The 14,427-nt window shown below is 65.3% G+C and carries 12 protein-coding genes and 1 tRNA gene; 3 read left to right on the top strand and 10 right to left on the bottom strand.

From position 1 onward, the window contains the following. The first annotated feature begins 53 nt into the window (after positions 1-53). Together MRX98_RS02125 and cbiQ are read left to right on the top strand one after the other, a co-directional pair. Positions 54-635 (top strand): hypothetical protein, encoded by a 582-nt coding sequence (locus MRX98_RS02125; RefSeq protein ID WP_246902608.1) that lies wholly within the window; start codon positions 54-56, stop codon positions 633-635. Next, positions 632-1,384, top strand: coding sequence for a cobalt ECF transporter T component CbiQ (cbiQ, locus tag MRX98_RS02120; RefSeq protein ID WP_246902607.1), 753 nt, complete (start codon positions 632-634; stop codon positions 1,382-1,384). The genes MRX98_RS02125 and cbiQ overlap by 4 nt, the downstream gene beginning before the upstream one ends. A 480-nt stretch (positions 1,385-1,864) precedes the next feature. On the opposite strand, the gene MRX98_RS02115 is transcribed toward cbiQ, so the two are convergent. Both MRX98_RS02115 and MRX98_RS02110 read right to left on the bottom strand, forming a co-directional pair. Further along, on the bottom strand, positions 1,865-2,425 hold the full coding sequence (locus tag MRX98_RS02115) for a hypothetical protein (protein WP_246902606.1): 561 nt from the start codon (positions 2,423-2,425) through the stop codon (positions 1,865-1,867). Between the two features lie 63 nt (positions 2,426-2,488). Then, positions 2,489-2,563 (bottom strand) — tRNA-Val (locus MRX98_RS02110). Positions 2,564-2,829: 266 nt separating this feature from the next. Between MRX98_RS02110 and MRX98_RS02105 the strand changes: the two genes are divergently transcribed. Next, on the top strand, positions 2,830-3,834 hold the full coding sequence (locus tag MRX98_RS02105; RefSeq protein WP_246902605.1) for an MBL fold metallo-hydrolase: 1,005 nt from the start codon (positions 2,830-2,832) through the stop codon (positions 3,832-3,834). 430 nt (positions 3,835-4,264) lie between these two features. Here the strand turns inward: MRX98_RS02105 and MRX98_RS02100 are convergent, their stop codons facing one another. From MRX98_RS02100 to hypF, 8 genes are all read right to left on the bottom strand, one after another. Beyond that, positions 4,265-4,843, bottom strand: coding sequence for a CDP-alcohol phosphatidyltransferase family protein (locus MRX98_RS02100; protein WP_246902604.1), 579 nt, complete (start codon positions 4,841-4,843; stop codon positions 4,265-4,267). Between the two features lie 44 nt (positions 4,844-4,887). Further along, positions 4,888-6,060: a hypothetical protein gene (locus MRX98_RS02095; protein ID WP_246902603.1), complete on the bottom strand. Its 1,173-nt coding sequence runs from the start codon at positions 6,058-6,060 to the stop codon at positions 4,888-4,890. 390 nt (positions 6,061-6,450) lie between these two features. Continuing rightward, positions 6,451-7,431 (bottom strand): polyprenyl synthetase family protein, encoded by a 981-nt coding sequence (locus MRX98_RS02090; protein WP_246902602.1) that lies wholly within the window; start codon positions 7,429-7,431, stop codon positions 6,451-6,453. Further along, complete coding sequence (gene rimO / locus MRX98_RS02085) at positions 7,428-8,765, bottom strand: 30S ribosomal protein S12 methylthiotransferase RimO (protein ID WP_246902600.1); 1,338 nt, start codon at positions 8,763-8,765, stop codon at positions 7,428-7,430. The genes MRX98_RS02090 and rimO overlap by 4 nt, the downstream gene beginning before the upstream one ends. Before the next feature lie 17 nt (positions 8,766-8,782). After that, positions 8,783-9,841, bottom strand: coding sequence for an FAD:protein FMN transferase (locus MRX98_RS02080; RefSeq protein WP_246902598.1), 1,059 nt, complete (start codon positions 9,839-9,841; stop codon positions 8,783-8,785). 78 nt (positions 9,842-9,919) lie between these two features. After that, complete coding sequence (gene hypE / locus MRX98_RS02075; RefSeq protein ID WP_246902596.1) at positions 9,920-10,939, bottom strand: hydrogenase expression/formation protein HypE; 1,020 nt, start codon at positions 10,937-10,939, stop codon at positions 9,920-9,922. 77 nt (positions 10,940-11,016) lie between these two features. Beyond that, positions 11,017-12,114, bottom strand: coding sequence for a hydrogenase formation protein HypD (gene hypD / locus MRX98_RS02070; RefSeq protein ID WP_246902594.1), 1,098 nt, complete (start codon positions 12,112-12,114; stop codon positions 11,017-11,019). Next, positions 12,111-14,417, bottom strand: coding sequence for a carbamoyltransferase HypF (gene hypF / locus MRX98_RS02065; protein WP_246902592.1), 2,307 nt, complete (start codon positions 14,415-14,417; stop codon positions 12,111-12,113). The genes hypD and hypF overlap by 4 nt, the downstream gene beginning before the upstream one ends. Between the last annotated feature and the right edge of the window lie 10 nt (positions 14,418-14,427).

Here is a 14,427-nt window from a genome sequence, read left to right as displayed (position 1 = left end):
TGGATGGCAGGGGAGTGACACGCTGGATGGCGTGGGGCGTAGCTGGATGGTTGATGTTGTTCATCGGTTGGACCGCGCCGGCCCACGGCCACCGGGTGATGGTGTTCGCCTATGTGGAGGGTGGCACCATCCACACCGAAAGCAGCTTCGGCGGCGGCAGTCCGGTGCGCGGCGGCACCATCGAGGTGTACGACACGCAGGAGAACAAGCTGCTGACCGGGATCACCGACGATGAAGGCCGCTTTTCGTTTCCTCTCGATTTTCCCGTCGCGGGGGATTTGAAGGTGGTGGTGCTGGCCGGCATGGGGCACACGGCCCACTGGATCGTGCGGGCGGCGGAGATGGCCTCCGGCGACCCGCCCGTCGCCCCTGCCGCGGCGTCTGCGGCGGATGATCTTGCTGCAACGGCCCAGCCGGCGTCGGCCTTCGACGGTGTCGTCGCCGATTCGGGCCTGGACGCGGCCACCGTCGAACGGATCGTGCGGCAGGCCCTGGACCGCCGGATCGGGGCCCTGGAGGCACACATGGCGGCCCGACAAGCGCCCTGGCGGGACATCGTGGCCGGCATCGGTTACATTTTCGGCCTGGTGGGTGTGGCCACTTACATGCGTTATCGCCCCAAAAGGACACCATGATCGAGGAACTGTTCGCCGACGGGCGTTCGGCCATCCACCGCACCGATCCGGCCTTGCGGGTGGCCGCGGCCACCCTTTTTTCCTTCACCGCGGCTTTGATCGATCACGTGGGCGCACTGCTCCTGGCGGTGGTGTTCGCCGCCGGTCTGGCCCTGGCGGCACGGTTGCCGGCGCGCCCGCTGGGCAAACGCCTGGCCGCGGCCGGAGGCTTGCTGCTGCTGGTTTGGGTGGTGCTGCCGCTGACCTACGACGGGCAGCCATTGCTGACGGTGGGGCCGCTGACGGCCAGTCGGGAAGGGGTGCGCCTCTGCCTGGTGATCACCCTCAAGACCATCGCCATTCTCACCGCCTTCACCGCCCTGGTGGCCACCATGCACCTGGCCACCCTGGGCCACACCCTGCACCGGTTGGGCGTGCCCGCCAAGCTGGTGCAGTTGCTGTTGCTGGCCTACCGCTACGCCTTCGTGATCGCCCACGAATACCAGCGACTGCTGCGGGCGGCCCGGATGCGCAATTTCCGTCCCACAACCAATCTGCACACCTATAAAACCTACGCCTATTTGGTGGGCATGCTCTTCGTGCGGGCCTCGGAACGGGCCCGCCGGGTGCACCTGGCCATGAAGTGCCGCGGCTTCAACGGGCGCTTCCACTCCCTGGACAGCTACCAGGCCACGGTTTGGAATCCTCTCCTGGGCGCTGCCGTGGTGTTGGTGAGCATCGTGCTGACCGCCATGCATTGGTGGGGGTGACCGGGGCAGTCGCATCTATCAATCTATCAAGTTGACAGGATATTGATCAGGTCGCCATTGGCCCTGACGAACAGTTTTAAGTTTGGGCCCTGACGGGCAGTTTTAAGTTTTAAGTGTTAAGTTTTAAGTTAATGAATTCTGCCATTTAGATGTGTGGGGGGGTGTATGCCAATGTGTGTTTGTAAGTGTTTATGATAATCGCAATCGGAATCGATATCGATATCGGGATCGAAACCATAAACCATAGGATGTGCTGACGAAGGAAGCGCATCAAAGCCCTGGCGGGCGGTTTAAAATGTTATGTTTTAAGTTGTTGTTGTCCCAGGGCAACCGCATGTAGAAATCAAGTTGAAAGGATTTTGATCAGGTAGCCATTGTTCCACGCTGCGGCACCCGCAAAACAGCAGGCGGAAGAAGTGCGTCGACGCGGTTGTCGGCGGTGCGATGGTTTATGTTGTGACTTTTTTCCGCGGCCGTTGCTCACGGCCCCCGGCGGGCGGTCATCCGTTGATGTACCGTGTCGGCCATTTGGAGCATCTTGGCGCGCTGGGCGGGGTTGAGTTGGAATTCGGCTTCGATCAACTTTTTGAGTTGCGCCAGTTCCAGGTGGCACAACGCTTTGAAGTTGCCGTCGCTGTCGTCCCGCCAGTGATCGACGATGCGTGCCCGCTGCAAGGCGTTGCGGCTCAGGGTGCCGAGCAGTTGCGCGTCCCCATTCACCTCGCTGTCCAGTCCGGCTTCCGTCCCCAGGGCGTTGATGTAGGCGCGCAGGATGCGCCCCATTTCCGTGCGGGCCTCGTTGTCGGCCGCGGCGCGCAGCAATGTGGTGTTGCGCACCCCGGCCGCCATGCCGATACCGTAAAAAACCGGGCCCGCCTCGTTGATATGGGCGCCGCTCTCCTGGTACATCCACTCCCGCGCCGGCACCGGCTCGGGGCGGTTTGGCGCGACAATCGGCGGTTTGGCGCATCCGACCGGCAACCCGATGATGAGCAGGAGGATGGCCCCCAACCAGCGGCGGGCGTGCGGCATGTGGTCCATGGCGGCTCCTTGTTGCAATGCAAAAAGGGCTACGATATGGACCGCAACCCTTTTCAGATCGGATGGTAGGCACGCGCGGATTTGAACCGCGGACTTCTACCGTGTCAGGGTAGCGCTCTCCCCCTGAGCTACGTGCCTGTAAGTGCGATCTTGTTAGCATCGGCGCCGATCACTGTCAAGGCAAAATGAGGCCGGTGCCGCTCCCGCAGCCCTTGCCCCGGGGATGAGGGGTGTTATGTTGTTCAGCATACTGAAAAGGGGAGGAGAGGCACTCTTGTGTGACGAAAGCGTGGTGCGATATGGAACGCAGAGACTTTTTGAAACATATGATGGCTGGGCTAAAGTCCCTGGCTGTTTTGAACTTGCTGCCGACGGCGGCGGTGTTTGCGGATGACGGTGGCGGTATGGAAACGCCATTGCATTATCAGCCCTTGAACGGCATGACCTTGCGACGCATCGCGGCCGAGCGGATACACCACGGCCACAACGGCCGCTTCCTGAACCCCCTGGGCGAGCGCCGCCGCCGGGCCAACCTGGGCCGGGTGCTCTACTGGAAACTGTTTCACGAGAATCCATTCGAACCCCATTTGGCAGAACAGCCGGTGGTGCCGGTGCGAATCGATTGGCGAGCGGTGAAAAAGCACGACGGGGTGTCGGTGACCTTTCTCAAGCACGCGTCGGTGCTGATCAAGGATGGCGAACGCCACATGATCGTGGACCCGGTGTTCGATGACAGCCTGTTCTGGTTCATCAAGGACTTCACACCCCTGGACTTCGATTTGGCGGAGATGCCGCGGGTGGATGATATCTTGATCACCCACGGCCATTACGACCATCTGAGCCGACCGGCCCTCGCCCGCTTCGACCGGGACACCCATGTCATCAGCCCCTTGGGGTACGACGGCTTTTTCAACAGTCTGGGGATGCAGCGGCGGCACCCATTGGACTGGTTCGACAGCTACGCCGACGACCGGCGGCGGATCACTTTTCTGCCGTGCAACCACTGGACCATGCGCAACCCCATCACCGGGCCCAATCGTTCCCTTTGGGGGGCTTACGTCGTGGAAACGGCCGGCGGCAAGACCATCTACATCTCGGGTGACACCGCCTTTTTCGATGGCTTCGATCAAATCGGGCGGCAGTTCGATATCGATCTGGCCATCTTCAACCTGGGGGCCTACGAACCGCGCTGGTTCATGGCACCCAGTCACATGAACCCCGAGGAAACGGTGACGGCGTTCAAGCAGTTGGGGGCCCGGCAATTGATGGCCATCCACTGGGGCACCTACCGCCTGGGAGACGAACCGGTCCATTTTCCGCCTTTGCAACTGCGCTCGGTGATGGCTCGCGAAGGATTGCTGGACCGCTTGGTGGAGGTGCGGCACGGGCAGACGGTGCATCTGACGTGAGAGGGGATCCTGCGCAGACGCGGGGGCCCTGACGGGCAGTTTTAAGTTTTAAGTGTTAAGTGTTAAGTTGAAGGAATTCTATCGATTAGAGATGGTTGGGGGGTGGCGGGGTGGCACCGGCAACTGGTTGCCGGTGTTGCGCAGCAACAAGAGGTGATGCACACCCTACCGCCACCGGCAAGGCGGGTAGCGTTCACGCCACATACACAAACCATCCGGTTGCCGCCGCTTGCGTGAAAAACCTCCTGGCCTTCGGCCACCGGCAACCAGTTGCCGGTGCCACCCGGCACCCCCGAAACTCTCGCTCCCCTCCCTACACACACACACACACATCTAAACGACAGAATTCATTAACTTAAAACTTAACACTTAACACTTAAAACTGCCCGTAGGGCTCGGCGAGACAATGGCCACCGGATCGAAATCTTCTTTATTTGATATCTATGTTCGATTGCCCTGGATCGGGGGCTTGCAGGATATTCATGCCGATGTAGATGTAGTGCAGGCCGGAGGCGGTGGTCAGGCCGGCGGTGAGCCAAAGCAGGGGTAGGTAGAGGATTGTCAGGTGGATGCGCGCCGGGTCGCAGAGGGCCACGATCACCAGAACGAGCTGTGCGGCGGTGGTGCACTTGCTGATGATGGTGGGGCGCACTTCGTAGGTTTTTTGGGTGAGGGTGAGGATGGCGATACCCAGGGATATGATCACGTCCCGGGCGATGACGATCACCGTCACCCAGGCGGGCAGCACCTCGAGCACGGCCAGGGAGATGTAGGCCGAGGCCAGCAGCAGCTTGTCCGCCACCGGGTCCAGATAGGCCCCGAGGGTGGTGCGTTGGTTGAAATAGCGGGCGATGAAGCCGTCCAGGGCGTCGCTCACGCCGGCGACGACGAAGACCGCCAAGGCCTGCCAGTAGAGGTGGCGCAGCAGCAGAATGATGAACACCGGCGTGAGCAGAATCCGCACCAGTGTCAAGATGTTAGGAATGCTGATGGGGGTTGTTGGGTTCAATCCGTTCCTGTCGCTTTGGTTTTATCCGGCGGCGGTCGTGGTCATTACCGTCTGACCAGTTGCAGTTCGATGGTGTCGTTCTCCGTCCGGGCGATGGCCACCCTGAAACCGTCCAACGGCAATTGCGTCAGGGCTTCGGCCAGGGCACGGGCATTGCCCTGGTACTGCACCTGCAAGATGGCGGCGTCGCCGGTCATTTCCCGGATTTGCAGGCGGTCGACACCCGTCAGGTTGCCCAGGGCGCTGCGAAAGCGGACAAAATCGGCCATGTGGCCGGTGATGCCGTGGACCACGATTTCGATGGGGCGCCCGGCGGCCAGCAGTTGCGTCCAAGCGTTGTCGATCTGGCTGGACAAATCCGCGGCCGCCTGCGTGGCGGCGTTGTCCAAGGCCTCGCGGCCGCCGATGCGGGGCTCTTCCCGGGAGACCGAGACGGCCCGTTGAGTTTGGGCGATCTGTTGACCGTCGGCAACGCGATAGGCCCTGGCGGTGATGGTGCCGCGCACGGCGGGTGCCGTCCCGGTGTCGGTTTGCGGGGCGGTTTCGGCCGTGGCCAGGCCCACCACCACCACTTCGGCCTTGAATTCACGGCCCAGGGCCACGGCCTGGGGGCCGCGCAGCTCGGGCGGGTAACCGGCCGCCACGGCAGCGGCGGGGCGCACCACCGGGTACCCTTCCGCCGCGAAGATCCTGGACAGGGCGGCGCCGGAGACGCTTTCATCGCGGCCGCCACGGCCGTCCCACCAGTAGCGGGGCGCCAGGGTGTCGACCGGGCTTTCGGCGATGCAGAACAGAATGCTGGGGTATTGGCGCGCTTCCAACCGGATGCCGGCGGCGCGCAGCGCCTCCTTGATGCGGTCCGCCGATACCGTGGCGCGCACCAGGGCGCGATAGCGACCCGAGACGGTGGACTGGGCCAGCATCCGATAATCGCGCACGAAGCGGTCGGTAGACTGCAGTACCCCTTCATTGATGGCCTGGAAGTTGCCGGCCACTGTTTCCGGCGGCAGCAGATCGGCAAGCACCTGGTGCACCGCCGCCACCAGGCCGGCCGCGATGGCTTCTTCCCGGGCGGAGGCCACATCGCCTCCGCGTACCCGGCTGTCGCCCACGGTGTGGACCGTCACATCGCCGCGCGGCGCCTGCTGGGCCCATGCGGCCACAGGCGCCGACAATACCATCAGGAGCAACAGCACCGTTCCTGCTATTCCGCGCATCTGTCTTTTATCTCCCCGTACCCGTATTTCGATGATTGCCCATCTTATCGCGTTCCCAAAATATGCCCCGACGGACGGAAAAAGGCAACCCTGTAGCCCTGGCGGGCCAGTGTTAAGTGTTAAGTTTTAAGTTTTAAGTTGAAGGAATCCTATCGATTAGAGATGGTTGAGGGTTGGCGGGGGTGGCACTGGCAACTAATTGCCGGTGCCACCCGACACCCCCGAAACACCCGCCCCCACACACACATCTAAACGACAGAATTCATTAACTTAAAACTTAACACTTAAAACTTTAAACTGCCCGCCAGGGCTCGCGCGCCGCGGGACAATGGTTGCCGGATCAAAATCCTTTCCACTTGATTTTTACATGCGATTGCCCTGGCGGGTGATTTAATTGGCCCTGGCCCAGGCATAGTCGACGATGTCGGCCAGCACTGTGCGGGCGGGGCCGGGGGGAAAGCCGTCGAGGATGGTTTTGGCGCGGGCCATGTGGTCGGCGGCCCGGTCGCGGGTGTAGGCGATGGCGTCGCAGGATTGCAAAATGGCGATGAATTGCTGCAACTGATCGGGTGTGAAGGCCTGGGCGGCGATCAGGGACTTCATCCACGTCTGCTCCGCCGGGGTGGCGTGGCGCAGGGCGTGGATCACCGGCAGGGTGAGTTTGCCTTCCAGCAGGTCGGCGCCGGCCCGTTTGCCGAGGGTGTCGGTCTGCTGGGTGTAGTCCAGCAGGTCGTCGGCCATTTGGAAGGCCATGCCCAAATGGAGACCGTAGTCGGCCAGGGCCTCGATGATCGGTTGGGGTGCGCGGGCCAGCAGGCCGCCCACCCGGCAGGCGCCTTGGAAAAGCACCGCCGTCTTGCAGCGGATCACGTCCATGTAGTCCGCTTCGCTGAGGGTCACATCCCCTTTGCGCGCCAGTTGGTTGATTTCGCCCTGGGCCATGAATTCGGTGATGCCGGCGATGGTGGCGATCACCGCCGGCATTTGGGTGCGGGCGGCCAGGGTGAGGGCCCGGGCCAGCAGAAAATCGCCGGTCAGCACCGCCGTGGGCGGGTCCCACACCTTGTGGGCCACGGTACGTCCCCGGCGCAGGTCGGCGCCGTCCACCACATCGTCGTGGATCAGGGTGGCGGCATGCAGGTATTCGAAGATGATGGCGCTGGCAATGGCGTCTTGCGTGTCGTGGCCGCAAAGGCGGCCGCAAAGCAGCATCAACAGGGGGCGCAACCGTTTGCCGCCGGCGAACAGCAGGTGGCCGGCCACCTGGCGCACCAGTTCATAATGGGGGTCGAGGTGGTCGGCCAGGGCCTGTTCGATGGCCGCCAGGTCCGGGCCGACGGCCGCCAGGATGCGCTGTTTGAGATCGGTCATAGGGCCTCTGCGATCAGATCGTAATCAAGGGTTTCCAGGATGCGCACCGGGATGCAGGCGCCGCGGGCCGGGCGGGGTCGGTGATCGGCATCCGCGGGGCAACGCACGAAGGTCACGCCGTCCACTTCCGGCGCTTGGTGCCGGGTGCGGCCGACCCACAACCCGTCCTCGCCCGGGGGTTCCTCCAGCAGCACGGTGGCCTGCCGGCCCAGATGACGGGCCAGACGTTGCGCGGAGACGGTTTGCTGTGCGGCCATCACCTCTTCCAGCCGCTCCTGGGCGATGTCCGGCGGCACGTGGCCGTCCAGGCGGTGGGCGGGCAGGTCGTCGGCGTCGGAATAGACGAAGGCCCCCAGGTGGTCGAAGCCGGCCTGCCGGATGAAAGCCAGCAGTTGTTCCGCATCGTCGTCGGTTTCGCCGGGAAAGCCCACCAGCACGGTGGTGCGAAGGGCCGCATCGGGCACCGTGCGGCGAATGCGTTCCAGCAGCCGCAGCAGGTCGTCGCTGTCGTAACGGCGCCCCATGCGCCGCAGGATACGGGCGCTGGCGTGCTGCACCGGCAAGTCCAGGTAGGGGCACAAATTGTCGTGGGCGGCCATGGCGTCCAGTACGGCCGGCTGCAAGCTTTCCGGATGGCCGTACATCACGCGGATCCACACCGTCGGGTCCACGCCGGCCAGGGCGGTGAGCAGACCGGCCAGATGGTCCGGGGGCGTGCGGTCCGTTCCGTAGGCCGTGGTCTCCTGGGCCACCAGGGTCAATTCCCGGGCGCCGGCGGCGATCAGGGCGCGCGCTTCGGCCAGCAGGGTGGTCCGCGGGCGGCTTTTTTGCCGGCCGCGCAGGCGGGGGATGATGCAGTAGGTGCAGCGGCGGCCGCACCCTTCGGCGATCTTCAGGTAGGCGGCCCAGGGGGTCAGGGGTTGGCGATGCATGGGCGCCGTGGTGTCGATGGTGTCGGGATCGGGCAGCAGGCAGGCGCCGATGGTCGCTTCTTCCAGCACCGCGGCCACGATGCGGTCGTAGGCGCCGGTGCCCAGGAACAGGTCCACTTCGGGCAGTTCGGCGACCAACTGTTCGCGGTACCGCTCGGGCAGGCAGCCGGTGACGATCAGGCGGCGGCAGGCCCCTTCGGTTTTCAAACGGGCCAAGGCGAGGATGGCGTCGATGGATTCGTCGACGGCCGCCTCGATGAAGCTGCACGTGTTGACCACGATCACCTCGGCGCCGGCCGGGTCGTCGGTGACGCGTGCGCCCGCGCCGCGCAGCAGGGCGAGCATGGATTCGCTGTCCACCTGGTTGCGCGCACAGCCCAGACTTTCAAGATAGATCCGCATTCAAGTGCCTTGCCGCATCATGGGTTCGCCAGGGCGGCGAAGCCCCGGGATGGGTGGTCGACCAAGGTGCCGTCGGCTTGCCGGGTGATGATCAACCCCTCCACGCCGGGCAGGTCGTCGAGCAAGGCCACGCCCTCCCGGGCCCCCATGACCGCCAGGGCGGTTGCCAGGCCGTCGGCGAAGGTGCAGTTATCGGCGATCACCGTGGCGCTGACCACGTCGTTTTGCACCGGGTGGCCGGTGCGCGGGTCGATGATGTGGGCGAAGCGGCGGCCTTCGATTTCATAATATTGGCGATAGTCGCCGCTGGTGGCCAGGGCGCTGTTTTGCAGCCGCACCACGGCATGGACGGCATCCGTGGGTCCGCCCGGTTGCGGCCGGTTGATGCCCACCCGCCAGGGGCGGCCGTCGGGGCGCTGCCCGGCGGCGTACACCTCGCCGCCGATCTCCACCAGAAAATGGTCGAACCCCATGCCGTCCAACAGTATCGCCACCTGGTCCACGCCGTAACCTTTGGCGATGGCCCCCAGGTCCAGGGTCACGTCGGGGATGCGCTTGGTCAGGTGGCCCGAAACGGCGATGTCGATCCGCTCGAACCCCACCCGCCCACGGGCCGCCGCCACCGCTGCGTCGTCGGGGATGCGCTGCAAGGGGCCGCCCGGGCCGAAGCCCCACAGGTTGACCAGGGGCTGGACCGTGCCGTCCAGGGCGCCGCCGGTCAGGTGGTACAGCTCGCGCGCGGCCAGCATCACCCGCAGAAAGTCGGGCGAAATGGCCATGGGGGTGTCGGCGGTGGTCAGGGCGTTGAAGCGGCTGATTTCACTGTCCGGCCGGTAGGTGGACATGCTCTGGTTGATCTGCGCCAGGCGCGCATCCACCTTGGCCTGCAGTTCCGCCAGGTCCGCCGAGGCATCGGCCACCACCTTGATGTGGTAGGTGGTGCCCATGGTTTGGCCCGCCAGGGTGTGTTCCTGCGGTTTTACGCCGCCGCAGGCCGCCGGCGCCAGCAGGCAGATCAGGATCCAACAGACCGACAGAGATCGCCGGCCCCATCTTTCTGTGTGCAATCGGTTCATGGTTTTTTCTGGTGCACCTTTCCGTTAACGCCTCGGCAGCGGGTTCCGGGCAAGGCATACGCTGTTCGCCGGTCGGGGTCAACAGATTCTGGGCAACTGCTCGCCGGTGAGCATGTCCACGATGCGGCGGCCGCCGATGCGGGTGGCCATCACCACCCGGCCGGGTTCTTGGGCCGTCACTTCGCCGATGATGGCGGCCCGGCGGCCGTAGGGGGAGGCCTGCATGGCGGCCAGGGCGGCCTCGGCCTGTTGTGCCGGCGCGCAGCAGAGCATCTTGCCCTCGTTGGCCAGATAGAGGGGATCGAAGCCCAACAGGTCGCAGATGCCGGCCACCGCCGGATCCACCGGCAGCAGGGCCTCTTGGATGGTCATGCCCACCGCCGATTGGACGGCGATCTCGTTCAGGGCCGTACCCACGCCGCCGCGGGTGGGATCGCGCAGCACCCGCACCCCCGGCGCCGCCGCCAGCACGGCCTGGGCCATGGCGTTGAGGGGCGCCGTGTCGCTGCGCACATCGGATTGAAAGGCCATCTGCTCCCGCTGGGTCAATACGGCAATGCCGTGGTCGGCCATGGTGCCGCTGAGCAGGATGCGGTCGCCGGGACGGGCGCCGTCGCCGCCGATGCGGATGCCCGGCGGCACCACGCCGATCCCGGCGGTGTTGATGAACAATTTGTCCGCCGCGCCCCGCGGCACCACCTTGGTGTCGCCGGTGATCAATTGCACCCCGGCCAGATCCATGGCCGCCCTGGCCTGTTCCAGAACCCGTCGCAGGTCGGCCATGGGCAGGCCTTCTTCCACGATCAGGCCCATGCTCAGGTAGCGGGGCAGCGCGCCGCACATGGCCAGATCGTTGACCGTGCCGTTGACCGCCAACTCGCCGATGCTGCCGCCGGGAAAAAAGAGGGGATCCACCACGAAGGTGTCGGTGGAAAAGGCCAGCCGTCCCTGGTCCGTCTCGAACACCGCCCCGTCATGGAGTTGCGCCAGCAAAGGATTGTCGAACAGGGGCAGCAGCAGCTCGGTGGTCAGTTGGTGGGCCAGCTTGCCGCCGGCGCCGTGATCGAGGGTGATGGCGATCTTGTCCTTGTCAGGCATGGTTGCATCGTCCCGATTTCGATTTCGATGGTGTCGGCCGTTGATTCGGCATCGCATTGGGCCGTGGGTGCACCTTCCTACCGTTGAAAACGATAAAAGGCGGCACAGCTCCCTTCGCTGGACACCATGCAGGGGCCGACGGGGTCCGTGGGGGTGCACCGCTTGCCGAAAAGGGCGCAGTCGGTGGGCACCCGGGCGCCGGTGAGCACGGGGCCGCAGAGGCACCCCTTTGGTTCGGGCATCTCGACCACGGCGATTTTGAAACGCCGGGTGGCGTCGAAGGCCGCGAATTCGTCCCGGATGGCCAGACCGCTGGCGGGGATCGTTCCCAGTCCGCGCCAGCGGGTGTCGCACGGCGCGAAGACCTGTGCCATTACCTGGCGTGCCCGGGGATTGCCCGCGTCGCCGACCGCCCGGCGGTAGGCATTGGTCAATGCCGGTCGGCCGTCGGCGATTTGGCGGGCCAGATCGCCAATGGCCGCCAGGATGTCCAGGGGCTCGAAGCCGGCCACCACGCAGGGGAGACCGAAGCGTTCAAAGAAGGGGCGGTAGGCCTCAGTGCCGATGATGACCGATACATGGCCCGGCAGAAGAAATCCGTCGATGCGGGTGTCGGGGGCCTGCATCAGGGCTTCGAGGGCCGGCGGCACCACTTTGTGGGCCGAATAGACGCAGAAGTTGGTCAGGCCCAGATCGCGGGCCGTCAAAATGGCGGCCGCCACGGTGGGGGTCGTGGTTTCGAATCCCACCCCTAGAAAAACCACGGTGCGGTCCGGGTGTTGCCGGGCCAGGGTCACGGCGTCCATGGCCGAGTAGACCACCCGCACGTCGGCGCCCTCGGCCGCTTCCCGGCGCAGGGAGGTGAAACTGCCGGGCACCCGCAGCAGGTCGCCGAAGGTGGCCACGATCACCTCCTCGCGCTGGGAAAGGGCGATGAAGCCGTTGATGTCCAGGGTGTCGGTGACGCACACCGGGCAGCCCGGCCCGGAGAGCAGGGTGATGGCCGGCGGCAGCAGATCGCGGATGCCGTGGCGGAAGATGGCCATGGTGTGGGTGCCGCACACCTCCATCAACCGCATGGGGCGGTCGGCCGCCCGCTGGATGTCCCGCACCAGTCCCCGGGCGATGGCCGGATCGCGGAAGGCTTCGGTAAAGGTGACGTCGTCCATGTTCATTGTGCCTCTTGCAAGCGGGCACCGGCCACGACCGCCTGCCCCAGGGAGAGCCCGCCGTCGTTGGTGGGCACTTTCTCGTGACTGTACACCTCGAAGCCCGCTTGTTGCAACCCGGTGGTGAACCCTTCCAGCAGCAGGCGGTTCTGGAAACAGCCGCCGCTGAGCACGGCGCGCTCCAGCCCGGTGGTGTCGCGCAGGGTGCGGCACACAGTGATGAAGCGGTCGATGACCGTGTCCTGGAACTTGCGGGCGATGACAAAGGCCGGCAACCCGGCGCGGATATCGGCCACCACGGCGGCCACGATGGGGGCCGGATCCACCCGGTCGATCGGATCGTCGTTGGTGTTGGCGGGATAGGGCCCGTGGGAGGCGCCGTCGGCGATCATCTCCAGCTCCATGGCGGCCTGCCCTTCGAAAGAGACCGTGTGGCGCAGGCCCAGGATGGCGGCGATGCCGTCGAAGAGGCGTCCCAGGCTGGAGGTCGGCGGGGCGTTGATGCGGCGGGCGGCCATTTGGCAAACCGTGTGCGCTTTCCCTTGATCCAGGTTGCGCAGAAAGGGCAAGTCCAGTTCCCAGAGGTCATCGCCGAAGGCGTGGTGCAGGTAGGCCAGCCCCATGCGCCAAGGTTGCCGAATGGCGGCGGCCGCGCCGGGCATGGGCACTGGATCCAGATGGGCCAGGCGGTCGAAGCCGGTCAAGCCGGCGGCCAGAATTTCGCCGCCCCAAACCGTTCGGTCCGGCCCGTAACCTGTACCGTCGAAGGCCAACCCCAGTACCCGGCCCGTCAATCCATGTTCGGCCATGCAGGCGGCGATGTGGGCGTGGTGGTGCTGCACGGCGATCACCGGCCGTTCGGTCCGGCCGCGGGCCCACTGGGTGCTCCGATAGTCGGGGTGCAGGTCGCAGGCCAGGGCCGCGGGGCTGATGTCCAGTATGCGCTGCAAGTGGTCGATGGTCAGGCGGAAGAACTGTTCGGCGGGCAGATTTTCCAGGTCGCCGATGTGCTGACTGACGAAGGCCTGGCGCCCCTTGGTCAGGCAAATGGTGTTTTTCAGTTCGGCACCGCAGGCCAGCACGGACGGTTGGCTGTCGTGCAGGGCGATGGGCACCGGCACGTAACCGCGCGAGCGGCGAACGAAGCGGGTGGCGCCGCCGACCCGTTGGACGATGCTGTCGTCGCTGCGCAGGTAGATGGGCCGGTCATGGACCAGGAAATGATCGGCGATGGCGCCCAACTGATCGAAGGCCGCTTCGTTGTCGATGACGATGGGTTCCTCGCTGCGGTTGGCGCTGGTCATCACCAGGGCCTCGAAGCCGTGGGCCAGCAACAGATGGTGCAACGGGGTGTAGGGCAGCATCACGCCGTAGAAAAGGTTGCGAGGGGCCACGGCATAGGCCAACCGTTCGGGCAGCCGCTTGGGCAGCAGCACGATGGGGCGTTGGGGGGCGGTCAGCAAGGCGGCATCGGCGTCGTCGCATCGGGCGAAGCCGGCGACGGCCGCCAGGTCCGGCGCCATGACCGCCAGGGGCTTCTCCTCCCGCTGCTTGCGCCGGCGCAAGCGCTCCACCGCCGCATCGTTGAAGGCGTCCACGGCCAGATGAAATCCCCCCAATCCCTTGATGGCCACGATGCGCCCTTCGTGCAGCAATCGGGCGCCGCGGCCGATGGGATCCGGGTCGGCCACCGGGTTGCGCTGCCGGTCATAGAGGGCCATCCGGGGACCGCAGTCCGCACACGCATTGGGCTGGGCGTGAAAGCGCCGGTCGGCGGGGTCGTCGTACTCGGCCTGGCAGCGGGCACACATGGTGAAACCGCGCATGGCGGTGTTGGGGCGGTCGTAGGGCACCGTTTCGATGATGGTGTAGCGCGGTCCGCAATTGGTGCAGTTGATGAAGGGATAACCGTAGCGCCGATCCCGCGGATCCCTCATCTCCCGCAGGCAGTCGTCGCACACCGCCACATCGGGGGCGATCAGGGCGTTGCGGTGCCGGGCGGCCCGGCTGTGGCGGATGGTGAATTCGTCATGGCCGGCGACGGGCTGTTCCTGGAGGTCCAACGTGCCGATATGGGCCAACGGGGGCAGGCGGCGCGGCAGGTCTCGGAAAAAGGCGGCGATCCGGTCCTGAGGCCCTTCGACCCACAGCGAAACCCCGTCGGCGGTGTTGGTCACCCAGCCGGCAAGACCGTGTTCATGGGCCAGGCGGTGGACATAGGGCCGAAAACCGACGCCCTGGACGATTCCGCCGATGTCGGCCGTTTTAGCGATCGGGAGTTGGTCGGGGTCGTGCAGGCCGGGGGACATGGTGCGTCGG

It is taken from the genome of Desulfatitalea alkaliphila (assembly GCF_022968795.1).
Taxonomy (GTDB): domain Bacteria; phylum Desulfobacterota; class Desulfobacteria; order Desulfobacterales; family Desulfosarcinaceae; genus Desulfatitalea; species Desulfatitalea alkaliphila.
Note: the sequence above shows the minus strand (reverse complement) of the source record. Positions and strands in the feature narration are given on the sequence as shown.